We start from the raw sequence: 21,507 nt of genomic DNA, 5'->3' as shown, positions 1-21,507 counted from the left end.
CGCGATTTTGTGTCGCAATCGTTTTCATAAAAGAACGGGAATATGATATAATGGGTCAAACAGCCCTTTTGAGCCCTCCCCTGCTCGCGGTCATCAGCGGCGTTGCGTGGGCGGTGATCGCGGATATCGGCTACAGATTTGGCCAAACCGAACCGCTCCAGCGGTACTATGCTGGTCGGCTCGTGGCGGTGCTTATCGGATCGATACCGCCGTATCTCATCAACCGTGCCGGGCTATCATTGTGGTTCAGCTTGATCGGACTTTTGGGTTCGCCGGTCGTTTGGATACTGTGTAAACGCCAACTCTCACCCGATACGAATTCTCTCACCATTCACTGATCGCGTGTCAATCCGAGAGGAAACGTGAAGCGAGATCTACCTGAAACCAGTAGATTACGATCACTGAAAAAACGATGTCACCAAGGCAGAATACGATGTGAGTGAGGTACGGTGTCGGAGTGAGATCGACGCGAAGAACCGCACAAACCTTCGATAGAACGGCATACACGACCGGCCATCCCAGCCACAGGAGAAACACGTAGTCGATCCGCTGTCTGAACCCTCGTGCTTCCTGAATTTTGTTTTTCATTCTGTAGCGGACCCAGAGATAACCGAGAGCGAACGAAAGTGACAAAACAATATACATCTCCGTGGTAAACGAAATCGTCCCACCAGTGCTGTCTGGAGTGGTACCAAGACGATAATCGATGTACACGCTCGCCGCCGCCGATCCGATTACTAGAGCCGTGCTGGCCCACTGGATCCCCCCGAGCAACCGAGCAGCCTGCGACGGCGCGTATCGATCGGACATCTTATTCTTGATAATTCTCGTCTCATAAAACATTTGACGGTCGCTTGCCGTCGGACTCCGACGGTTCGTGCACCGCAGCGACTCCCCTGAAAGTGAAGGAGACACGGACGGATGGCAGCACGAAATACAACTGCATTATGTATTATATCCAATATTTATGTAGTAGTTCTGCATGGCAATTATCGGTTACGTGTCTATTTCGCGTTCGAAGACGTATCCCCACCGGTTCATCCCGTTCGATTCGTAGAACTGATGCGCCATCTCGTTGTCGAGGGTGCCGGCCAGCGCGACGTACGCACAGTCGTGGTCTCGCGCCCACTGCTCCACGAAGGAGAGTAACCGCGTTCCGTAGCCCGCCGATCGGTGGGTCTCATCCACCACAAGGTCGTGGATCCACGCGTGCCGTTGGTGGTGGAGCACGCGCTGGACCGAACAGTTGGCCACGGCGAGCAGCGTTTCGTTCTCGTACAGCCCGAACAGCCGATAGCCCGCTTCATCGGCCCAGCTTCGGATGAACTCGTCTTCGGCGTCGGTCCACAACTGCTCCAAGATTCTGACCGCCTCCTCGTACTCCTCGTTCGTCTGTAACTCCCGAATCGTCATCGATGCCGGATCGAACACGCGGACAACTCGTGAATGTTCTGAAGCCATGCTATTCATTAACACACCAGTAGTGTATGCGGCTCAAAACGGAGGGGTTCCCACAGTTGATGGATTTCTATAGGAACATTTTTGATACATCAAACGTTATAGTGGCATTCAAACATGCCTGGAACGGACGAGAATGAATCAGCGACAGAGAAATCTCTCACAGATGTCGACTTTGTGAAGGGTGATGATGGACGAATGTATCTCCACATCGACGCGCCGAAGATGACGACGTTGGTGGAAGTAAACGAAAACGATATTGATAATATTCGGAAAACAATCCAGGAGGGACCGAAACGAGTTAGAACAGGAACAAATAAGCGAAAGTGACCATGGACAAATGCGAAGAATGTGGTAGCACGAACACGAAACGCGGGAAGGGAAACATTATCTTGTGTTTAGATTGTGGTCACGCAACGGAGCCGTGACATCCGTTTCCGCCTGAATTTTCACGACCACCGAGCAAACGTAGCGGAGGCGGTCGCGGAGGCAGAGGCGGTAACGTAAAGGCAGTCACCGCGAGCTTTGCTCGCGGCTTTTTTGGTTCATCTTTGTTGCGTGAGGGTGGGCTGAGTGGTCGCGGTGGCGGAGGCGGTAACGTAAAGGCAGTCACCGCGAGCTTTGCTCGCGGCTTTTTTGGTCCAGATTTTTTGCGTGAGGGTGGCCGAAGGCCACCCTCGCGGAAAAAAGGTGGGTGGTAAGACTCAAACCCGCTGCGGGCAAACCCGGCGTATGGTTCTGTCGCGTTACCGGCCGCTCATAGAGGAATTCGAAGCGTTTCTTGCGGCGTGTGAGCGGCCGCTGCCGTCGGTAGTCCGGGTGAACACCCTGAAGGCGACCGTCGACCGGGTTCGGGAGGCACTCGATTCCGGTGGTTACGCTTATGAGTCCTGTGAGTGGAATCCCGAACTCCTCCGACTGGAAACCAGTCGTCCCGGCAACTCTTGGCCGTACGTTCATGGATGGATCTACGGACAGGAGGAGGTGTCGGCGCTGCCAGCGCTCGTACTCGATCTCAAACCAGGCGATCGTGTGTTCGACGCGTGTGCTGCTCCCGGCAGTAAAACGACACAGCTGGCGGCCCTGATGGAGGATACAGGAACGCTCGTCGCAAACGACGCCAACCTCGGTCGGCTGTCCGCGCTGCGATCGAACGCAGAGCGCTGCGGTGTGACGAACTGCGTCGTCACCTCAACGGACGCCCAGACGTTCTCGTTGGATCCCTTCAACGATGAACCGTTCGATCACGCCCTCGTCGACGTGCCCTGTTCGTGTGAAGGAACGATTCGGAAAAACCCTACGGCGCTCGATGAGTGGAGTCTCGACCGGGTCACCGGCATCGCTGGCGTCCAGCGCGGGATCTTAGAGCGTGCCGTCCAGATGACTCGCGCCGGCGGCACAGTCGTTTACTCGACGTGTACGTTCGCTCCCGAGGAGAACGAGGCGGTGCTCGACCACGTGCTTGAGACCGAGCCATGCCGACTCGTCGAGTTCGACGCGCCGCTCACTACCCGTCCCGGCGTCACCGAGTGGAACGGCGAACAGTACGACCCGAGTGTTCAGCGCGCAAAGCGGATCTATCCCCATCTGAACGACACAGGCGGGTTTTTCTGTGCGAAGTTGGAGGTGGATGCCTGATGGCGGACAACGTCAGTCACAGATTCGACCGGTTGCCCCCAACACCGGCGGACCGCGTTGTTTCCGAACGACCGAGTCGGCAGGAGGTGCTCGAATGGTGGAACGAGCGGTTCGGCGTCGATCCGGCAGTGTTCGAGGACTACAGCTTCTGGGAGAAAGGCGCGGGAAAGCTCTGGGTGTTCGCCGGCGATGTGCCTACCCCGATCACAGTCGAAGCAGTCGGACTCACTGCGCTGCGTGTTCGGCAGGAGCACTGGAAACCCACAACCGACGCCGTCCAGCGCTTCGGACAACACGCAACGAAAAACGTCATTGAACTCTCAGATTCGGAAGCGCGCACCTTCATCGCTGGCGAGGACCAACAGTTGGCGTGGGACGGCGACTGGGGCTATCTGATCGTCAGCCGCTCCATCGCAGGCGACACCGAACCCCTTGGCGTCGGACTGTATCTGCACGGCGAGCTCAGGTCACAGATCCCCAAGGGTCGTCGCCGGGAGATCGACGAGTAGCGTTCGTTGCTCACTGAAACATCGAGTGTCGAGGGATACCGCTCGGAGTGGTGGATCGTCGTCTCGAACGACGTTCGAGAGGATTGAAAGACTGCGTCGGTCGTCGACACGGTGAGCCGGAGAGCGTCGTCCGGTTCGCGCCGCCGCTGGACCGGCATCATCTCGATGTCCGTCATCGTTTGGATGTGATCGTCCCACCGCTCAGTCCCTCCCACGCCACCCGGTAGCCGAGGTGTGAGAGGACGGCACTGGTGTCGTCGATGCCGTTCGTTTCGAGCACGGATTCGACAGTAGCGAGCGATTGGCCGGATTCGATCCGCTCACTGATTTGTTCGAGAACAGCGGGCCGGACGAACGTTCGACCGACGCGGTCGTGGGCCGGGAACGATTTGTCTTCAATTACCGCTTCGCTGACGCCGTGGTTGGCAGCAAGGTCGGCAATCGTCACCGCGTCTTCCTGTGGCGTGAGTTGCTCGGGCAGCGCGGCAGCGCTCTGTTGCAGGAGTTCGGTTTCGTACCGTCTGAGCGCGTCCCGAACGTCTTTCACGCGGACGGAGCCGGTGTAGGTGATCACACGGTGATCGAGCGATTCAATTTGTTCACCGACACCGAGCGATTCGTCGACGGCGACCAGCAACTCGACATCTTCGAGGGCAGCGAGTCGGGAGAGCTTTTTCTCGACGTACTCGGGCGTCCAAAAGCCCATGATCTCGAAGAACACCCGGCGGTCGACGCTGTTAGGGTGCCAGTCGAATGCGAAATCCGGGATCACGACGTGTTCGCCCGCTGCCAGTGGCTCCGGCTCCCGAACGAGCGTCCAATCCAGCTCTACCCCGTGAAACCGCGTGGCGAAGTCGGCCTCGACGCCGCTGTCGAAGGTCATCTCGGTGACGGGCTCGGTTCCAGGGACCGCGATGTCCTCATGCGTGAGGGCAAGGGTGCGCTCGGTGCCATCGTCATCAATCGTCGCTTCGAGGTGCCACTTGGCCGTCCTCGCTACCGTTCGCAGGAGGCGCGCAAAGCGCGTTCCGTACCGGCGCGAACGGCGAAACAGCGCGTCGGGACCGGTGATTTCGACGGTTCGACCCGCTGGCGTGGCTCGAATCTCATAGAGCAGACCCAGCCGTTTGACCGCCGACACGAGGGTTTTGGGATCCGAACTCCGAACACTGACCGCAGTCGCGTCGAACAGCGCCGTTTGGGCGAGCGACAAGTCATACTGGATGAGCAACTCCTCTGGAGACCACCGGGCGTCGAACTCAGTCATGATCTGCCGTGATTCGAGATCGTTGTACAGGATGGCACGGAGTCGGTCGACCGAGATCGACAGGTGGTCTGCGGCCCGTTCGAGCGCGGTAGTGCGTTCGGCTTCAGTGACGACGCCGATCGACTCGGCAGTGTCGAACACCGTCCGACGGGCACGCTGTGGTTCGACTGGAGCTTCGGTTTCAAACGTTGCGTCTCGATCGAGCAGCTTCGCCAGTCCTCGAACCAGCTTGAAATCGAACTCCGACTTGCGTTCGATGCCGGTGAGTGCCTCCGTGAGCCGTTCTCGCGGCTCGTCTGTGTGTCCTTGGTAGGTGCCGATGAGACGGGCTGCAAGCGCGCGATACCCCTCCGCATCCGCTTCGCGTACGAACTGGGGATGATAGCCACCTCCGGCTCGAGACACTCGCAGGAGATCCTTCGTAAGCATGGATTATCGACGCCGTTGGGCGATATTTGTTTCCGTGGTGTTCTCAGTCACGACTTCGTACAACAGTGCGCGCTCGCTCTCGCCGGGTCTGAGGAGTCGACCGAGCCGTTGGGTGAACTCCCGTTCGCTCCCGCTACCGGCGAGTACGACGCCGACGGTCGCGTCGGGGACATCGACGCCTTCATCGAGCACGTTTGCGGTGACGATCCGTGAGTAGTGCCCGTCCCGGAACCGGTCTAAGATCTCGCGGCGCTCGCTCGCAGGGGTGTGGTGTGTGATCGCCGGGATGAGAAATCGCTCGGATAGCCGGTAAACGAAATCGGTCGCAACGGCGAACACGATGACGCGATCGTCACGATGCCGATCGAGGAGGCGTTCGAGCGTCGTGACTTTCTGCTCGGCGTGCAACATGATGTCACGAGCGCGCTGTTTAGCGAGTAGCGCTTCCCGTGCCTGTGGGTCAGTGCCTGAACGCAGCACCAACTTCTGGTAATCGCTTCCCTGCCGAAGAGTGAGGTTCGAATGCTGGAGATAGTCGGTGAACGTCCCCTGTGCCTCTTCATACCGGTCACGTTCGTCAGGCGTGAGTGCAACGCGCAAACGCTTGATGTCGTAGGATGCGAGGTGTTCCCCAGCGAGATCGGCCGCGTCGAGCTGGTGAACGCGGCCGCCGATCAACGCTGCGATCGTCTCGTGTTCTCCATCAGGGCGCTCGAACGTGGCCGTGAGACCCAGCCGCGCTGGTGCGGCGAGCAGTCTGGCGATGTCCCGGTATCCCTCTCCGCCGAGGTGGTGAACTTCATCGAACACCGCTAGCCCGAATCGGTCACCGAGTTCGTCCGCCCTGAGATACGCTGAGTCGTACGTCGAAACGGTGAGCTGCTCGATCTCCTGTGTTCCACCCCCGAGTCGGCCGACTGGCGTCGAAAACTCCGTTCGCAGTTCTCGGTGCCACTGTTCGAGGAGATCGATCGTGGGGACGACGACGAGCGTAGGCGACGAACACGCCTCGATCGCTTTAATCCCGATGACCGTCTTGCCGCTCCCGGTTGGTAGCTCGACCACGCCCCGCTTGCTGTTGTCGTGCCACGCTTCGAGCGCCACTTGCTGGTAGGACCGGAGCTCGTACGCCGAGTCGAACGCCACCGACGGTACGTCGAGCACCCGATCCTCGTAGTCGATACCGCGCTCAGAAAGCGTCTCACGGAGCTGTCGGTATCGATACGCTGGTCCCCGGTGGGTCTGAGATCGCGGGTCGTACTCGACGCCCGGCAACTCCGAATCGACACCCTCAATCCGAATCGTTCCGTCCTCGAACGAAAGCACCGCCACAGCCAGCCGTGGGTGCTCGCCGGCTAAAACTCCTCCCTTCGGAGCCGATCCGGCGCGGAGCGACCGCTCAGCGCCCGAGTCACTCCATTTATCTTTCCGTGTGGTCTCAATACGGTGTGGCCATCACGGACAAGATCTATCTGAAAAACCACCGCCAGATCGTCTCACAACTCGATACGTCTCTCCCGAAAAGCGTGTTCGCAGGCGCGACGATGGACGTGCTCTACTCCGGAGCAGGGCTGTCAAACCTCGACACGGCGACCCGAGACAGGCTACTCGATTTTGCTACTGACTTTCTCGACTGCGAAACCGAGGCCGAACTGTACACTGGCTACCCTGAACGGCAGTTCATCCGGTATCTCCTCTCGTTGCGCGAACAAGGTCTCGGTCCCGACGCGATCGTCGACGTGATGGGCGATGATTACATGGTGTACGCGTATCCCGGAGACGTGCTTTCGTTTCTCGATGACTCCGTGCGCACCCTCGAAGCGGTCGAGGATCTCGCGCGCGTCGAGAACAACGACGCTCACGCAACCCGCGTCAGTAACCGTATCGACGATCTTACCTAAACCGGTCGGACGCGATAAACAATCAGGTGGTGGTCCACCTATCCAAGCCGATAGGTGTCGTCGCCGTCGGAGTCCTCAAGATCGTCGAGAACGATGATATCTTCGTCGTTGTACTCATCCAGTTGTTGGGTCAGTTCGGTCACGTACCGTTTGTACTCATCGAGTTGCTCGCGGAGATGTTCGGCTTCGAGTTCGAGCCGCTCGTGCTCGCGGACGAAGCTTTTGGGGACTTCTACTTTCGGCGGGAACGTCTCCTGCTCTGGCGTGTCGTCACTGACCTCGTGTTCGGGAACGATCCGAACCTGTCCGTCGTGGGCAACGAGTTGATCCACGTAATCGCGGAACACAGCTGATAAGGAGATGCCTCGTTCCTCAGCGATGTCGCGTAACACCTCGAATACGTCTTCGTTGACACGGAACGAGATCGTCTTATTCTTGTTGCCCATCGTTGACCATATACACTCTCCATCCACTTAACCGTTCGTCAGACACTGTGATGAAATAGTACGTCCACGCGAGCAAAAAGGTTCGAGCGCCGTTACGGCGTCGGATCGGCCGTCTGGGATTCCGCGTCGGTATCGAGTTCTTCGAGAACACTGATCGCGTCCTGCTTATACTGTTCTGGCGATCGTTCGTATCGTTCGGCGGCCATCTGATCGTACTCAGTCGGGTCCGTCTCCGCGTCGGACGCCCGCTCGACGGTTCGGAGCGCAGTTTCGACGACCCAGCGGTCACGAGTTCCGGCGTCGGTGATCGAGATCGATTCGGGGCGCAAAGAGACGTTCATCTCGCCGTCGTCCGTCTCGTACGTCCGGGGTTTCCCGACGATCGAGACGTACACGGGCGGTTCGGCCTCGCGCAAGACGGTGGCTGCCTCGGGTTGGTACTGTCCGGCGTACACGAAGAACGTTCCTGACGGATCGACGACCCGCCCCTGCCAGTATTCGCTTTCCGAACCGACATCCTGGGTTTCGGTGAGCGTTCCGGCGACGAACACGCGGTTTGCGCGCTCGCCCGTCGGGAGGAGCGCATAGACGGGCGCACGATCTTCACTGGATTCTTTGAACGTGTACGTCGCGTCGTTGAACTCAGTGGCGAACACCCGACGAGCAACCTCCCGCCGTGGCTCACTGGTGTCGCTGTTTCCGTCGCTGCTCGTCGTGTCGGGGCTGTTCTGCTGGGCGTCCGACCCATCGTCCGTGGTCCCGGTGCTGTCTGTGTCGGTGTCTCCTTCGGGATAGTCGATCTCGCCATCGTCAGTTTGCGACCATGCCTCCGATTGATCCGTGTCGGGCTGTTCGTTGCTCATTTCAGATCGACCTCGCTTTAGTGAGTGCTTGGTTCGTATCCATCGCTCCGAGCCGCTCGAATTCGTTGACGAGCAAGTATCGACCGAGCATCGGGCCGCGAACCCGGTAGTACTGACCGAGCGTCGTCGTTTTCATCTCATCGGTCACGACGCTCGTGTCTAATGCGTCCATCGCCATATCCTTGGCACGGTCCAGCGTGATGCCGGTCAGTTCCTCGGTCGCTTCTCGGTCGAACACGAGCTCTTGGACCGTCGAACCATCGTCGAGCACACCCTTGATGCGGAGATCGAACTCGCCGTCGACCTCGCCGTGCTCCGAACAGCGACCGTTCTGTAACACCCGCGTACAGTCTTCTTGTGGACACCGCTTGATGAGGCCGCTGCCGCGTTGGATGTCCACGAGCGCGCCCTCTATTTCGGTCGTATCGTCGCCAACCTCGATCTCCGTGTCGAGTTGTTCGATACTCGTTGTCCGGTTGAGCTTCACCGAGAATCGGCCGTTATATTCGTCGGTGACGACGTTACCGAGTTGGTAGACCGCCTCTTCTTCAAGCAGTGGAAGATCGCTCGTCGCAAAGGAGACGAACTTGATTCGGCCGGACTCATCGCCCAGCAACCCAACCTGAGCGATTGCGTCGTTGCGGGGTTCCCAGAGTTCAACAACCTTCGCCCGAACGTCGATCCATTCCTCGTCGGTGTCGATCTCGGCTACCGGGGTCAGGTCGTTTGACCCATCGGACAACTGCTCTCGGTCCATCTCCGTCTCTGAGAGGTAGTTGCTCACGAGACTCCGTCTGGCTTCCTCCGGTGGCACCTTATACTCCGAGACGAGCGTCTCAAGGCGTTCTTCGATCTCATCGACATCCACGTCGAGGTGGTCGGAAAACTGCGCGTGTACTGATTCCGCTAACTGGCGTAGTTCCGTCATTGTGCTCCGTCTCCGCGTGTTTTCGATGGGAGACGTACTATAGTTGGTTCTCGATAGCATAAAAACTGTCGTAAGCAGGGTGAAAGTGAAACGTCGCCTCACGGGGTAGTGGGGGATGGACTGATCGACCGACAGGTCGGGACGGTTTTTATGATCGCCGCACCAACACTCACACATGTCCTCTCGTCAGCGACTCGAACTGCTGTTACGCTCGACGTTTCGGTCGGCTGGTTCCCAGTGGGCGAAAGCGAGACAGGCGTATGGCTCTTCGAAAAACGCGGCGTCGTTTGATCTCCCGACGGACGATGAGGGGAACGCACACATCGTCTGCCGGCGGCACGTCGAGCGACGGGCGGTCCCCCTCGACGAAGCGGGTCGCCCGCCGTGTTTCGATCCCGACCATCAGGACTGTCGGGGCTGTGTCGAGGACATTCAGGACGGACTGATCGAGACGTGGTGACTGTGTCGTTGCTGCGGCGGTGATGGTCCCGAGGTGATTTGTTCGCCCCCCCACAACCGCCCGCCATGCAGATCGCAGTTGTACTGGCTGGGGGTGTCGGAACACGCATGTACCCCGCGAGTTCGGATGAGTGTCCGAAACAGTTCCTTTCGTTCGGTGAGGACGGGATGTCGTTGCTGTCCCGGACGGTCCAGCGCGTCGAAAACGCTGTCGACGCGGTGTACGTCCTCACCCGGCCCGAATACGCCGATCGGATTTCCGAGCACGCCCCCGACGCGACGGTGCTGACCGAACCGCAGGGCAAAGACACCGGCCCGGCACTCGTGTATGCCGCTCATCGCCTGCGCGATGTGGGAAGCGATCCGGTGTTGCTGTGCGTTCCCAGCGACCACTACGTCGGTCACTCGTTCGCGTCGATTTCTCAGCGCGCGATGAACGTCGCCCAAGAGACGAACGAACTGGTGACGCTCGGCATCGAACCGACGCGAGCGGCCACGGGGTACGGTTATATCAATCCTGATGAGAAACGCGGCGACCACTTCACTGTCGACGGCTTTCACGAAAAGCCCGATCCAGAAACGGCGTCTCAGTACATTTACGACGGCTTCTACTGGAACGCAGGCGTGTTTTCCTGGACTCCAGAGGCGCTTCTCGACGCTGCTCGTGACACCGAACTCAGACCACTCGTCGAGGCACTGCAGTCCGGAAACGAACAGGAGGGATTCGACGCGGTCGAGTCAGTGAGCATCGACCACGCCGTGTTGGAATCAACCGACGGACTCAGGATGGTGACCGCTGACGTGCCGTGGGACGATCTCGGGTCGTGGGACGCTCTCAGACGGGTGTGTGACACCGATGAAAACGGAACCGTCGCGCTTGGTGATGTGCTCACGATCGACACCGACGACTGTGTTATCGCCGCTGGCGATGAGAGCCAGATCAGCGCTGTCGGTGTTTCTGAGCTCACCATCGCGGCCTACGACGGGCGTGTTCTCGTCGTTCCGACCGACGAAACACAACGCGTTCGTGACGTGGTCGACGAACGCAGCGAACGATAAGCGGAGTGTCCCCTGTCGTTCCGATCCCGGCCATCGGTAAAGACGACACGGACGAGTGGACTACGAACCCCAGAAGTTGTCCCGACTCCCGAGCCGTTGGCGGTCGAGGGTCCGCCCGTCATCGGTCTCGGTTTCAGTTTCAGTTTCGGCTTCGGCTTCGGCTTCAGCTTCGGTTTTGGCCTCCTCCTCGTCGGGTATCGAAAGCCGCTCGAGTTCTTCCGCGCGGGCGTGATTCGATCTGACGGTGGTGATACGCACTCGTGCCCGCGCCTCGGGCAGCACGCCGTCGACGAGAACGATGAATCCCTCTTCCGTTCGACCGACACCCGCTCCGCTCTCGTGAATATCGGTTACGTCGACGACAATCTCCTCGCCGGGTTTGACTGGCTGGGACTTGAGTTCACGGATGGGCTGTTCGTAGTGGGTACACCACTCCGCCCCTCCGCGCTCGCTGTAGTGTTGACACCCCATACCCTCGATCCGCTCGGTGTAATGGGGACACTCGTCCGCGAGTGGACAATCCGACATACGGATACCAATAGGGCTAGCGTATAAATCGTTACGACACGCACTGCACGCTCCATTCTGGGCCGTTAACGGCCTGACATGCCCGCCGTAGAATCGAAACGCGGCTCCGTTTCGTGTCGAGATCGTTTATGGGCTGGAGTTTCTACGTGGATCTAATGACCGAGGCGGCTGCCCTTCCTGAGGACACTGATGGCGTTCGCGTGGCGCTCATCGACTGGTATGCGTCTGACCACCGCGATTTCCCGTGGCGACGAACCACTGATCCGTACGAAATCCTCGTGTCGGAAGTGATGAGCCAACAGACACAACTGGAGCGGGTCGAAAAAGCGTGGGCGGCGTTTCTCGATCGGTGGCCCACAGTGTCGGCACTCGCCACAGCGGAACGGGGTGCGGTAGTGGCGTTCTGGTCTGACCACCGGTTGGGCTACAACAACCGAGCGAAATACCTCCACACCGCAGCACAACAGATACTCGATGAGCACGACGGCGAGTTTCCCGCCTCACCCACGGCGTTACAATCGCTACAGGGCGTCGGTCCCTATACGGCCAACGCAGTCGCCAGCTTCGCGTTCAACGACGGCGACGCCGTCGTCGACACGAATGTCAAACGTGTGCTGTATCGGGCGTTCGACGTGGCAGACGACGACAGTGCGTTCGAAGACGTTGCGAACGCCCTTATGCCGGATGGCAAATCACGGGTGTGGAACAACGCCATCATGGAACTCGGCAGTGTCGCGTGTCAGAAGAAACCTCGGTGTGAGGATGCGGGCTGTCCGTGGCGCGAGTGGTGTCATGCCTATCAGACCGGTGACTTCACCGCGCCCGACGTACCCACACAACCGAGCTTCGAAGGGAGCCGTCGGCAGATGCGGGGCCGCGTGATCTCGATTCTCAAAGAGTACGACGAACTTCCACTCGATAGCCTCGGACCGCGCGTCCGAGTCGATTACAGCCCCGACGGCGAATACGGCCGGGAGTGGCTCCGAGAGCTGCTTTCAGATCTCGAAGCCGATGGTCTCGTCGAGACAGACGAGCACGACGGCGAGACGACCGCCCAACTCCGTCGCTAACGGACCCTATACGGTGTGCTACTCCGATTCGAGAAGCGCGATCCCCTGCTCGATAACGGCGTCAGTAACGAACAGTGTCGTCTCCGGTCACCGACTGTATCACCATGTGTTCATTTCACACGTAGATATATCACACGCAGCAACGTCGAAAAGTCAAATATAAGTCAGACACTCTCGATAGCCAGTTCGATGGCAGTGTTGCTACAGGCTGAGGCCATCGATAGCGGTCGGATCTGGTTACTGCTTGGGACGGTCGGACTGGTCCTCACGACCGGCTATTTCCTCAAGACCGGATGGGGGGAAACGGATACGACGAAACGCAAACTATCGGTGCTCACCATCGCGGTCGCCGCTATCGGTGGTCTCGCGTACCTGCTGTTGGCGCTCGGCTACGGCATGACGACAGTACGGTACGGCAGCGAACCACACACAGTGTATTGGCTCCATTTCGTTGATTGGCTTCTCACCACACCGCTGATACTGCTCGCGCTCGTGTTGCTCGCGGCCGGGACGCGCCGGACAGCGGCCGCACTCGTTGGCTTTGACGCGTCGATGGTGGTGCTCGGTCTCGCAACGGCGCTCACCAACCGAGGAATGGGTGGACTAAACGCAGAGACGTTCCGGTTCACGCTGTTGGGGGCGAGCGTTCTCGCCTATCTCGGCGTTTTCATACTGCTGGTCCGTCCGCTCTCGCGCGCTGCTGCCGAGCAGTCGACGGAAGTCGCAATGCTGTTCAGTATGGTCCGGAATCTCGTCATCGTCCTCTTCGGACTGTATCCAGTCGTGTGGCTACTGGGTCACGTCCTGAATCTCCTTCCGACAACGGGGCTGTTGCTCGCGTATCTCCTTCTCGATCTCCTCGTGAAAGTCGGAATCGGGATCGTGCTCCTCCGCGCGGACGCTCCGACCGACGAATCAACGAACACGAAGCCTCGAACGCTCGGGGGGTGAGGCGGCGTCGTGACTGATCCCTGCGACTGGTCTCACGGAATGAGCTGCTCGCCGTCGTCGTCATACACGGTGATGGCGTCGACGGGGCAAACGCGGGCCGCGAACTTCGCGTCGAGTTCGGCGTCCTCAGGCACTGTCTGGACGAACGTGTCCGGCTGTTCCTCTTCACCGTCAACGAGAACGGCTTTCCCCGCCGTTTCGTCCCTCTCGAACCCTTCCCACTCCGCGACACACTGAAACATCCCAATGCAGGTGTCACGATCGTATTCGATCTTCATGTGTCACAGTTGGAGACGCCCGGCAAAGTGTTGTCGGAGCCTGTTCGCCGGGATGACGGTCCGCTGTGTCTCGTAAGCCGTATCCCGAGCGACGACGTGGGTCCCACAGTATGAGCCTCGACGATCTTTCAGAGGACATCGAATCCGCGTATTCGGATTTCGATTCGGAACTTTCAGTTTCGCTCGACCGGGAAACGCGCAACGAACTCGCTGTTTTGCAAACCGTTCTCGATCCCGATGACTCCGACGAACTCGTTCGGCGGGCGATCCACATGCTGTTTCAAACCTCTGTCGACACCGGCTCGATGGACTTTCACCTCCGGCGTGGCTACGATGTCACCTACGACGAGTATCTCTCGGGAATGACGTTCGAAGAGATGACAGGTGCGCCACAACCACCCGACAACGACGGCCGCCGATACCAGTTCTGAGGAGGACGCTTGCGTCTGATCCTGATAGCCCTTCGATTCCTACTCCCACAAGACATATTACAGACAGGTATGTAGTTATTATATGGAATTAATAACTATAGCATTCATAGTTATCTTTAGCTACATCGTATTCAAAGCACTGGTGGGGAGACTCGGATCGAGGAGTCGATCGAAATCCGGGACGAACGTGGCCTACGGGGAGGATGATGGGGACAGTGGCGGAGATAGTGGCGGCGGGTTATTCGGCGGCGGTGATGGCGACGGCGGTGGCGGCTTCGGTGGTGGCGGCTTCGGCGGTGGCGGCTTCGGCGGTGGTGGAGACGGTGGCGGTGGCGGTGGCGGTGGTGAATGAACTGCTGTACCGTTGGTGGCTTACGCGCGGACGCTTGAGGCGGCGTTAACGAGAAGATCACACGCGAGATCGATTTCCCGTTCGGTAACGTTGAGTGGTGGGAGCAACCGGAGCGTTTTGTGCCCACAGCCGAGTGTGAGCAGGCCGCGTTTGAGCGCGGCCTCGATGACCTTTTCGCGGCGTTGTTTCGTCTCGAATTCCACCGCGAGCATCAGCCCGATCCCTCGCACGTCCACGACGCCGTCGATATCGGCGTCTTCGAGTCGTTCTCTGGCTTGTCTTCCGCGTTCTGTCGCGTTCCTGAGCAGGTTCCGCTCCTCGATCGCTTCGAGCGTAAACACGCCCTGTGCAGCCGAGAGGATGTCCCCCGCGCCCCATGTCGAGGAGATACGGGCTTGCTCGTCGGGGAACACCTCCGATCGGGAGATCGTCGCCCCGACTCGGAGTGCCTTCGCGCTGGCAATGATGTCCGGTTCGATCGAGAAGTGATCCGACCCCCACATCTCGCCGGTGCGACCGACACCGGCTTGAATCTCATCAGCGACGAGGAGGAGGTCGTGCTCCGCACAGACCGCTTCGATCTCCGACATGAACGCCTCGTTCGGAATCCGATAGCCACCTTCACCCTGCACGGGTTCCACGATGAGATACGCCACCTCGTCAGCGGCGACGTGCCCCCGTTCGGGATCGAGGAGCGTCCGGAGTTTCGACCCGTCATCGGTGAAAAAGCCACAGCCACATCCGTGTTCGGTGTCAACGTCGGTGTCCGTACAGAACGGCAGCTCGTGAACGCCCGCGAGTTCCGGGTAGCGTCGTCGGTGAACGGCTTTCGAGCGGTTGAGCGACAGCGCCCCGAGCGTCCGACCGTGGAACGCTCCTTCGAACGTGATTCCGTATCTGCCTCGCGTGTGGTCGTATGAGATCTTGATCGCGTTCTCGACCGCCTCCGCACCCGAATTCGAGAGAAACACCGTATCCAGCCCGTAATGAGCGGTGTGTTCCGTGAGACGTTCCATCAACTCGGTTGGGCCGGGAAGTCCCCGTTCACCGACGTTCTCACCGCTGACGTAGAAATCCTGTCCCGCGATTGTCAGTGGATCAACGAGATCGAACTCCCGAAGCCGTTCAACGATCTCGGGATCGTTGTACCCCAGCGGTGCCGCACCGACGTGGCTCGTGAAGTCCATGAGAACGTTGCCGTCGATGTCGGTACAGAACGGTCCGACTGCCGCCGCATCCGGATCCCACACGAAATCATACACGTACGTGCTCGGTGCCGCGTGCTGATGATGGCGCTGTGCCCACTCGCGTGCCCGCTCGCCCGGCATCGATCGAACCGTCGGGGTCGCCGTCTCTCGGTTCATGCTCCGCGTTGGTTTCCCATGGGTAAATAATGGATTGGGTTTCGTGCAGTATTTGCGATAGCGTGCCTTGGTTGTGATCACCACCCATAACGAGGTTCTCGTTCAGTTCCCGTGGCTATCGGTCGATGGTCAGTAAGCGGGGTTCTCAGATGAACAGGAGACCGATCCCGACGCCGAGCACCGTGAGCGCGGTGCTCCACGCCGCCACCCGGTAGCCAAACGACCGAGACGGACCGGCAAACGTGAGCGCGGCTTTCACGAGAATGCTCACGAGGGTGGCTCCCAACACGGCAAGGATCGCCGTGTTCGCCCCGATCACAGTGCCGTTGTACAGAACAACCGCGGATGTGGTGGCTCCGGCGCTCGATACGAGACTACCGAGCAGGGCCGCGATCACGAATCCAGCGTCACCGAACAGTGCTTTGGCGATCGCGCTGCCAACCAACACCACCGCGAACAGCGCACCGAATCCGAGCGCGTTCCGGAGTGAAAACGGGCTGTCGAGATCGAGATCGATCCGCTGGGCCCAGTCTGCCGTGAGTCCAGCGATGATGACGCTGCTGAGAACGACAGCACCCAACGGGATGACGAGTCCGAACACCGGTGACCGATCGTCAGCGAACACCACTACGATCGCCAGATTTCGCAGCGCCATCGCCGCGTTCGCCAAGAGAATCGCCGCGACGGCGTAGGAAACGGCGTGTTCGTGTTGGCGAACGTGATCGATCATCGCACCGACGACGGCGGTCGAAGAGACTAACCCGCCGAAAAAGCCGGTGACGACGATTCCTCGTCCGCCGTACGATCTGACGATTGCGTAGTTAGCGATACCGATCGCCGCAACGCTCACAACGAGCAGCCACACTACGCGCGGTTCGACTTGGATCGCCAATCCGGCGAGATCCACCGTCATTTCCCCTGCTGGCAGGATCGGATAGACGACGAACGCCAACACGCCGAACTCCACTGCTGAGCGCAGTTCTGCCTTGGTGAGTCCCCACGCGAAATCGTGTAGCTCTCGCTTCAACACGAGTAACAGCGATGAGAGGATCGCAACTGTTACGCCCGCCAACAGCAACCCCGAACCGACGAGCACACCGACGCCGTAGGCCACCAGCATCGATACCGCCGTCGTGAGTGAGAACCCATCCTCTGCACTGAGCAATCCTCGTAGGGCGAGCACGCTGCCTTGTACGACGATCAAGACGCCACCGAGCACCAACAACCACGATCGATCGAGTACGGTGAACACCGCTCCCAACAACGAAATGAGCGAAAACGTCCGGACGCCTGCCGATCGATGAGACCACTCCCGTTCGAGTCCGAGGAACAACCCGAGTGCACCCGCTAACACCAGTCGAACGAGTGTCGGATCCGGGACCGCCATTCCGGGTGCCATACAATACCATACATAGTGTTATATATTAAGCATCACGGTGTCGAGAGGTCTATGCGCACGCAGCACATCGGGACAGCACGGGAGCGGTCACACACGGCCTCAAGAGAAGAAGGTTGTGGCGCGATTGCCGGACGATCCAAGTAGTGGGATGGTCGACAGATCGGGCGGCTCAGAATCCCTTGTCCATCAGTTCACGGGCGATGATGTTCTTCTGGATTTCAGAGGTGCCCTCGTAGATCTGGGTGATCTTGGCGTCGCGGTAGAGGCGTTCGACATCGAAGTCGTTGACGTAGCCCGAGCCACCGTGGATCTGGACGGCTTCGTTCGCGGCGTCGACAGCGACGCGGGAAGCGAACTCCTTGGCCATCGACGCGAGCGTCGTGAGCTGTTCGTCAGAGTTCTCGACGCTCCAGGCGGACTTGTACGTGAGCTGTCGGGCAGCTTCGGTACGGGTGTGGATATCCGCGAGTTTGTGCTGGATCGCTTGGAAGTCCCCGATCTCACGCCCGAACTGTTCGCGTTCCTGTGCGTAATCGAGCGCCCGCTCGCAGGCTCCCTTTGCGATACCGATACCCTGAGCAGCGACCATCGTCCGGGTGATGTCGAAAAACTGCATGAGTTGGAGGAAACCCATCCCGCGCGTTCCGACGAGGTTCTCCTCGGGAACGCGCACGTCATCGAAGATGAGTTCGGCCGTGTCGCTCGCTCGAATCCCGAGCTTGCCGGTGATCTTCTCGCTTGTGAAGCCGTCACGATCGGATTCGACGATGATCTGAGAGAAGCCATTGTACCGGCCCTCCGCCTCCGGATCGGTTTCACACATGGCGACGAAGAAATCGCCCACCGAACCGTTGGTGATCCACATCTTGTTCCCGTTGATCACCCACTCGTCGCCGTCCTTTTCCGCACTGGTCGATACTGAGGAGACATCCGAACCAGTGTCGGGTTCGGAGATCGCCGCGCCCATGATGGCTTCCCCGGTAGCGATCGGTTCGAGGAACCGCTCTTTCTGGTCTTCAGTTCCGTATTCGATGAGCGCGTCACTGCCGAAGGTCGTCGCCGTGATCGATAGGGCGATTCCGGGATCGGCGGCGAACAGTTCCTCGATGATGATTGCTGTATCAAGTGCGCTGTAGCCAGCACCACCGTACTCCACTGGGATGTTCGCACCGTTGAGACCCATCTCCGTGGCCGCTTCGAGAACATCGAAGGGGAACTTCTCTTCTACGTCGTACTCCTGCGCGACGGGTTTGACCTCGTTTTCTGCGAACCGACTGACTTCCTCTCTGATCTGCTCTTGTTCATCGGATAACTCGAAGTCCATGCCCTTCCCTCGCAGTGGTTAAAACATAACAATTTTGCGCAGGTGATAAACCCATAAACGGTTGTTACACGGCCAATGGGAAACGTTGAACACCGCAGCCATGGACTCATTAACCGTCATGGACGTAGATGATATCGAGACGATCGCAGTGCTCGGTGCCGGGAACATGGGCCACGGTATCGCTGAAGTCGCCGCGCTTTCGGGGTATACGGTAGCGCTTCGGGATATCAAAGAGGAGTTCGTACAGAACGGCTACGAGCAGATCGAGTGGAGTCTCGGCAAACTCGCTGAAAACGATCGGATCAGCGAGGAAGAATCAGACGCCGCACTCGACCGGATCACGCCGTTGGTTGATGTCGAGGAGGCCGTCGACGACGCGGATGTCGTCATTGAGGCGGTGCCCGAGCAGATGGAGATCAAACAGGACGTGTACGGGGAAGTCGAGGAGTACGCCTCTGAGGAGGCGATCTTTGCGACCAACACCTCATCGCTTTCGATCACTGATCTCTCGGAGGTGACCGAGCGCCCCGAGCGGTTCTGTGGGATGCACTTTTTCAATCCGCCGGTGCGGATGCAGCTGGTCGAAGTCATCTCCGGTGAGCACACCGACACCGAGACGCTCTCGGTGATCGAGGATCTCGCTGACTCCTTCGACAAAACGCCTGTTCGCGTGCGCAAGGACACGCCGGGGTTCATCGTCAACCGCATTCTCGTGCCGCTGATGAACGAGGCGTGCTGGATGGTGTCCGAAGACGTTGCAACCAAAGCCGAAATCGACAGCACGGTAAAATTCGACATCGGGCTGCCGATGGGTGCGTTCGAACTCGGTGATCAGGTCGGCAACGACGTGACCTACCACGTTCTCGAATACATGCACGACGTGCTCGGGGACGCCTACGAACCAGCCCCGTTGCTGGAGACGGTCGTCGAAGAGGAGCGCTACGGCAAAAAGAGCGGCGTGGGCTTCTATGAGTACGAAGACGGTGACGGGGCGCAGATTCCCACCGACGCCGGACGCGAGGCGATCGAACACCGCTTGCTCGCCGTGATGGCCAACGAAGTCGGCAATCTCGTCGGTGACGACGTGGCTCCCGCAGAGGACATCGACGAGGCCGTAATGCTCGGTGCCGGCTACCCTGAGGGTCCCGCGAAGCTCGCTGACGACGCCGGACTCGACACGCTCGTTGACACGCTTGATGAACTGCACGAGGAAACCGGTGCCGACCGGTACGGTGTCTCCGATGGCCTGCGAAGCCACGCTGATGCGGGTGGCTTTTACGATCAGGTGGAAGCCGACGACGCCGTGAGCTACGAGATGATCCGCGTCGAGTACCCCGGCGAGATGGTCGGTCACATCGTGCTCGACCGTCCACACCGGATGAACACCGTCAACATCGAACTGTTGGAGGAGCTTGAGCAGGCGGTCGAAACGTTCGAAGATGACGACGATGTGCGCGCGATTCTCATCACTGGCGAAGGCGACAAGGCCTTTTCCGCCGGTGCAGACGTGCAATCGATGGCCGCGAGCGCCGAACCGCTCCAAGCGATCGAACTCTCGCGGACGGGCCAACAAGTGTATGGCAAACTTGAATCCAGTTCCCTGCCGGTCGTTGCCGGAATCGACGGCTACTGCCTCGGCGGCGGGATGGAGATGTCGATGTGTGCTGACATGCGCGTCGCCTCCGAGCGGTCGAAATTCGGTCAGCCCGAACTCGATCTCGGGCTGTTGCCGGGTTGGGGCGGCACGCAGCGCCTCCAGCACATCGTCGGTGAGGGACGGGCCAAAGAGATCATCCTCACTGCCGAGCAGTACGAAGCCGAAACGATGGAAGGGTACGGCTTCGTGAATGAAGTCGTCTCGAACGAGGATCTCGAAGATCGGGCGTTCGAACTCGCTGCCGATCTCGCCGCTGGCCCGCCGGTTGCGACGCGGTTCACGAAAAAGGCGATGTTGCGTGGCTGGGAGGACACTGACGCCGGTCTCGAAATCGAAGCCCAAGCGTTCGGCCATCTCATCGGTACCGACGATCTCATGGAGGGCATCACGGCGTTCATGGGCGACGGTGAACCCGAATTCGAAGGCAAGTAATCGGACAGAGTTACCTCACCTGCCCATCGACGCTGTTGTATGAGCATTCACGAAACGGCCGAACTCGAACACACGACGCTTGCTCAGGAGTCTTCCGTCGAGATCCGCGAGTACGTCACGGTTCACGATTCGTCTATCGGCTCGGATTCACGCATTTACGAGCGCGTTTCGATCAAGAAGTCCGATATCGGTGACTCTGTAGACATCAACGCCAACACGTACGTCGAGAACGCTCAAGTCGGTGATCACGTCCAGATCGGCCCGAACGCCTCGGTCGTCGGCGTTACCCACGATCTCACCGGCGAGGGCATGGAACACCGCAACGACGTGTTCAAGGAGATCGTGATCGAACCCGGCGCGTTCGTCGGTGCCAGCGCGGTCGTGTTGCCAGGCGTACAGATCGGGGAGAACGCCGTGGTCGGCGCGAACGTCACTGTCACCGAGGATGTGCCGGCCGGAACGGTCCTACGCGGCACTCGGGAGTAGCAGCGTTCAGAAGTTGTTTTACTGACATAACAGCATACATTACATCAGTACCTTTATGTGTGAAGGGGTAACGAACAGTAAATGAGAACGCTTGCGTGCGCCGTGGGGCGTGTGCGTTCGTGTTGAACGCGCCGGGTGCTGGTACCACCCGACGCAGGGTTCTCAGCCGTAAGCGAAAACCCATGATTGGGAACGCAACAGAGACATGTAACGGTGTCGAATCGTATCAGAAATATGAACAGCCACCTTTTTTCCGCTCGGGTAGCTTCGCTACCGCT

25 protein-coding genes are annotated in these 21,507 nt (G+C 59.3%); 12 read left to right on the top strand and 13 right to left on the bottom strand.

Annotation, left to right across the window (positions count from 1 at the left end; all coding sequences use genetic code 11):
• Positions 1–50 precede the first annotated feature (50 nt).
• Complete coding sequence (locus EIK79_RS07965; protein WP_124954595.1) at positions 51–338, top strand: hypothetical protein; 288 nt, start codon at positions 51–53, stop codon at positions 336–338.
• A gap of 7 nt (positions 339–345) precedes the next feature.
• On the opposite strand, the gene EIK79_RS07960 is transcribed toward EIK79_RS07965, so the two are convergent.
• Positions 346–810 (bottom strand): hypothetical protein, encoded by a 465-nt coding sequence (locus EIK79_RS07960; RefSeq protein WP_124954594.1) that lies wholly within the window; start codon positions 808–810, stop codon positions 346–348.
• A gap of 186 nt (positions 811–996) precedes the next feature.
• Entirely contained in the window at positions 997–1,461 is a 465-nt protein-coding gene (locus tag EIK79_RS07955) for a GNAT family N-acetyltransferase (RefSeq protein WP_233738041.1), read from the bottom strand.
• A 729-nt stretch (positions 1,462–2,190) separates the two neighbouring features.
• Here EIK79_RS07955 and EIK79_RS07950 point away from each other — a divergent pair.
• The gene (locus EIK79_RS07950) at positions 2,191–3,096 is read left to right on the top strand and encodes an RsmB/NOP family class I SAM-dependent RNA methyltransferase (protein ID WP_124954593.1); all 906 of its coding nucleotides are present in this window, start codon (positions 2,191–2,193) and stop codon (positions 3,094–3,096) included.
• Positions 3,096–3,605, top strand: coding sequence for a DUF7122 family protein (locus EIK79_RS07945; RefSeq protein WP_124954592.1), 510 nt, complete (start codon positions 3,096–3,098; stop codon positions 3,603–3,605). Before EIK79_RS07950 ends, EIK79_RS07945 begins: the two co-directional genes overlap by 1 nt.
• Here EIK79_RS07945 and EIK79_RS07940 read toward each other — a convergent pair.
• From EIK79_RS07940 to EIK79_RS07930, 3 genes are read right to left on the bottom strand one after another with little or no spacing between them, the layout of a single operon-like run.
• Positions 3,564–3,803, bottom strand: coding sequence for a hypothetical protein (locus EIK79_RS07940; RefSeq protein WP_124954591.1), 240 nt, complete (start codon positions 3,801–3,803; stop codon positions 3,564–3,566). The two genes, EIK79_RS07945 and EIK79_RS07940, sit on opposite strands and share 42 nt — an antisense overlap.
• Positions 3,778–5,301 (bottom strand): DUF790 family protein, encoded by a 1,524-nt coding sequence (locus tag EIK79_RS07935; RefSeq protein WP_124954590.1) that lies wholly within the window; start codon positions 5,299–5,301, stop codon positions 3,778–3,780. Before EIK79_RS07935 ends, EIK79_RS07940 begins: the two co-directional genes overlap by 26 nt.
• A 3-nt stretch (positions 5,302–5,304) precedes the next feature.
• A complete protein-coding gene (locus tag EIK79_RS07930; protein WP_124954589.1) occupies positions 5,305–6,633 on the bottom strand; it encodes a DEAD/DEAH box helicase family protein in 1,329 nt (442 codons plus the stop codon).
• A gap of 116 nt (positions 6,634–6,749) precedes the next feature.
• Here EIK79_RS07930 and EIK79_RS07925 point away from each other — a divergent pair, with 116 nt between their 5' ends.
• On the top strand, positions 6,750–7,202 hold the full coding sequence (locus tag EIK79_RS07925; RefSeq protein WP_124954588.1) for a DUF5814 domain-containing protein: 453 nt from the start codon (positions 6,750–6,752) through the stop codon (positions 7,200–7,202).
• 38 nt (positions 7,203–7,240) lie between these two features.
• Here the strand turns inward: EIK79_RS07925 and EIK79_RS07920 are convergent, their stop codons facing one another.
• From EIK79_RS07920 to EIK79_RS07910, 3 genes are all read right to left on the bottom strand, one after another.
• Entirely contained in the window at positions 7,241–7,648 is a 408-nt protein-coding gene (locus EIK79_RS07920) for a ribbon-helix-helix protein, CopG family (RefSeq protein ID WP_124954587.1), read from the bottom strand.
• Between the two features lie 92 nt (positions 7,649–7,740).
• Complete coding sequence (locus tag EIK79_RS07915; RefSeq protein ID WP_124954625.1) at positions 7,741–8,304, bottom strand: RPA family protein; 564 nt, start codon at positions 8,302–8,304, stop codon at positions 7,741–7,743.
• Positions 8,305–8,512: 208 nt separating this feature from the next.
• Positions 8,513–9,439: a replication factor A gene (locus EIK79_RS07910; RefSeq protein WP_124954586.1), complete on the bottom strand. Its 927-nt coding sequence runs from the start codon at positions 9,437–9,439 to the stop codon at positions 8,513–8,515.
• A gap of 175 nt (positions 9,440–9,614) precedes the next feature.
• Here EIK79_RS07910 and EIK79_RS07905 point away from each other — a divergent pair, with 175 nt between their 5' ends.
• Positions 9,615–9,899 carry a DUF7091 family protein gene (locus tag EIK79_RS07905; protein WP_124954585.1) on the top strand — a complete coding sequence of 95 codons (285 nt, stop codon included), beginning with the start codon at positions 9,615–9,617 and terminating at the stop codon, positions 9,897–9,899.
• Positions 9,900–9,964: 65 nt separating this feature from the next.
• The gene (locus EIK79_RS07900) at positions 9,965–10,957 is read left to right on the top strand and encodes a mannose-1-phosphate guanylyltransferase (RefSeq protein WP_124954584.1); all 993 of its coding nucleotides are present in this window, start codon (positions 9,965–9,967) and stop codon (positions 10,955–10,957) included.
• A 60-nt stretch (positions 10,958–11,017) separates the two neighbouring features.
• On the opposite strand, the gene EIK79_RS07895 is transcribed toward EIK79_RS07900, so the two are convergent.
• Positions 11,018–11,485, bottom strand: coding sequence for a TRAM domain-containing protein (locus tag EIK79_RS07895; RefSeq protein ID WP_124954583.1), 468 nt, complete (start codon positions 11,483–11,485; stop codon positions 11,018–11,020).
• A gap of 155 nt (positions 11,486–11,640) precedes the next feature.
• Between EIK79_RS07895 and EIK79_RS07890 the strand changes: the two genes are divergently transcribed.
• Both EIK79_RS07890 and EIK79_RS07885 read left to right on the top strand, forming a co-directional pair.
• Positions 11,641–12,555, top strand: a complete 915-nt coding sequence (locus EIK79_RS07890) for an HhH-GPD family protein (RefSeq protein ID WP_124954582.1) — start codon at positions 11,641–11,643, stop codon at positions 12,553–12,555.
• A 189-nt stretch (positions 12,556–12,744) separates the two neighbouring features.
• Positions 12,745–13,506, top strand: a complete 762-nt coding sequence (locus EIK79_RS07885) for a bacteriorhodopsin (RefSeq protein WP_124954581.1) — start codon at positions 12,745–12,747, stop codon at positions 13,504–13,506.
• 32 nt (positions 13,507–13,538) lie between these two features.
• Here the strand turns inward: EIK79_RS07885 and EIK79_RS07880 are convergent, their stop codons facing one another.
• Positions 13,539–13,784, bottom strand: a complete 246-nt coding sequence (locus EIK79_RS07880) for a ferredoxin (protein ID WP_124954580.1) — start codon at positions 13,782–13,784, stop codon at positions 13,539–13,541.
• A 110-nt stretch (positions 13,785–13,894) separates the two neighbouring features.
• On the opposite strand from EIK79_RS07880, the gene EIK79_RS07875 reads away from it, so the two are divergent.
• On the top strand, positions 13,895–14,215 hold the full coding sequence (locus tag EIK79_RS07875; protein WP_124954579.1) for a hypothetical protein: 321 nt from the start codon (positions 13,895–13,897) through the stop codon (positions 14,213–14,215).
• A 142-nt stretch (positions 14,216–14,357) separates the two neighbouring features.
• Positions 14,358–14,567, top strand: a complete 210-nt coding sequence (locus EIK79_RS18040; protein WP_185715560.1) for a hypothetical protein — start codon at positions 14,358–14,360, stop codon at positions 14,565–14,567.
• A gap of 20 nt (positions 14,568–14,587) precedes the next feature.
• On the opposite strand, the gene EIK79_RS07865 is transcribed toward EIK79_RS18040, so the two are convergent.
• The 3 genes from EIK79_RS07865 to EIK79_RS07855 form a co-directional block, all read right to left on the bottom strand.
• Entirely contained in the window at positions 14,588–15,931 is a 1,344-nt protein-coding gene (locus tag EIK79_RS07865) for an aminotransferase class III-fold pyridoxal phosphate-dependent enzyme (protein ID WP_124954578.1), read from the bottom strand.
• Positions 15,932–16,076: 145 nt separating this feature from the next.
• Positions 16,077–17,330 (bottom strand): MgtC/SapB family protein, encoded by a 1,254-nt coding sequence (locus tag EIK79_RS07860; RefSeq protein ID WP_124954577.1) that lies wholly within the window; start codon positions 17,328–17,330, stop codon positions 16,077–16,079.
• Positions 17,331–17,499: 169 nt separating this feature from the next.
• Positions 17,500–18,654 carry an acyl-CoA dehydrogenase family protein gene (locus tag EIK79_RS07855; protein ID WP_124954576.1) on the bottom strand — a complete coding sequence of 385 codons (1,155 nt, stop codon included), beginning with the start codon at positions 18,652–18,654 and terminating at the stop codon, positions 17,500–17,502.
• Positions 18,655–18,772: 118 nt separating this feature from the next.
• Between EIK79_RS07855 and EIK79_RS07850 the strand changes: the two genes are divergently transcribed.
• The gene (locus tag EIK79_RS07850) at positions 18,773–20,743 is read left to right on the top strand and encodes a 3-hydroxyacyl-CoA dehydrogenase/enoyl-CoA hydratase family protein (protein ID WP_124954575.1); all 1,971 of its coding nucleotides are present in this window, start codon (positions 18,773–18,775) and stop codon (positions 20,741–20,743) included.
• Positions 20,744–20,782: 39 nt separating this feature from the next.
• Entirely contained in the window at positions 20,783–21,229 is a 447-nt protein-coding gene (locus tag EIK79_RS07845) for an acyltransferase (protein WP_124954574.1), read from the top strand.
• Positions 21,230–21,507 lie beyond the last annotated feature (278 nt).

This window comes from Halocatena pleomorpha (genome assembly GCF_003862495.1).
Classification (GTDB): Archaea; Halobacteriota; Halobacteria; order Halobacteriales; family Haloarculaceae; genus Halocatena; species Halocatena pleomorpha.
The sequence above is the reverse complement of the archived record's forward strand: the minus strand, read 5'-3'. Positions and strand labels throughout refer to the sequence as shown.

Coding starts and splice junctions, on each gene's coding strand:
- EIK79_RS07900 (WP_124954584.1), top strand. CDS start 9,965: ATGCAGATCGCAGTTGTACTGGCTGGGGGTGTCGGAACACGCATGTAC.
- EIK79_RS07935 (WP_124954590.1), bottom strand. CDS start 5,301: ATGCTTACGAAGGATCTCCTGCGAGTGTCTCGAGCCGGAGGTGGCTAT.
- EIK79_RS07950 (WP_124954593.1), top strand. CDS start 2,191: ATGGTTCTGTCGCGTTACCGGCCGCTCATAGAGGAATTCGAAGCGTTT.
- EIK79_RS07955 (WP_233738041.1), bottom strand. CDS start 1,461: ATGGCTTCAGAACATTCACGAGTTGTCCGCGTGTTCGATCCGGCATCG.
- EIK79_RS07860 (WP_124954577.1), bottom strand. CDS start 17,330: ATGGCACCCGGAATGGCGGTCCCGGATCCGACACTCGTTCGACTGGTG.
- EIK79_RS07910 (WP_124954586.1), bottom strand. CDS start 9,439: ATGACGGAACTACGCCAGTTAGCGGAATCAGTACACGCGCAGTTTTCC.
- EIK79_RS07850 (WP_124954575.1), top strand. CDS start 18,773: ATGGACGTAGATGATATCGAGACGATCGCAGTGCTCGGTGCCGGGAAC.
- EIK79_RS07865 (WP_124954578.1), bottom strand. CDS start 15,931: ATGAACCGAGAGACGGCGACCCCGACGGTTCGATCGATGCCGGGCGAG.
- EIK79_RS07855 (WP_124954576.1), bottom strand. CDS start 18,654: ATGGACTTCGAGTTATCCGATGAACAAGAGCAGATCAGAGAGGAAGTC.
- EIK79_RS07885 (WP_124954581.1), top strand. CDS start 12,745: ATGGCAGTGTTGCTACAGGCTGAGGCCATCGATAGCGGTCGGATCTGG.
- EIK79_RS07845 (WP_124954574.1), top strand. CDS start 20,783: ATGAGCATTCACGAAACGGCCGAACTCGAACACACGACGCTTGCTCAG.
- EIK79_RS07945 (WP_124954592.1), top strand. CDS start 3,096: ATGGCGGACAACGTCAGTCACAGATTCGACCGGTTGCCCCCAACACCG.
- EIK79_RS07890 (WP_124954582.1), top strand. CDS start 11,641: ATGACCGAGGCGGCTGCCCTTCCTGAGGACACTGATGGCGTTCGCGTG.
- EIK79_RS07960 (WP_124954594.1), bottom strand. CDS start 810: ATGTCCGATCGATACGCGCCGTCGCAGGCTGCTCGGTTGCTCGGGGGG.
- EIK79_RS07875 (WP_124954579.1), top strand. CDS start 13,895: ATGAGCCTCGACGATCTTTCAGAGGACATCGAATCCGCGTATTCGGAT.
- EIK79_RS07895 (WP_124954583.1), bottom strand. CDS start 11,485: ATGTCGGATTGTCCACTCGCGGACGAGTGTCCCCATTACACCGAGCGG.
- EIK79_RS07905 (WP_124954585.1), top strand. CDS start 9,615: ATGTCCTCTCGTCAGCGACTCGAACTGCTGTTACGCTCGACGTTTCGG.
- EIK79_RS07880 (WP_124954580.1), bottom strand. CDS start 13,784: ATGAAGATCGAATACGATCGTGACACCTGCATTGGGATGTTTCAGTGT.
- EIK79_RS07965 (WP_124954595.1), top strand. CDS start 51: ATGGGTCAAACAGCCCTTTTGAGCCCTCCCCTGCTCGCGGTCATCAGC.
- EIK79_RS07920 (WP_124954587.1), bottom strand. CDS start 7,648: ATGGGCAACAAGAATAAGACGATCTCGTTCCGTGTCAACGAAGACGTA.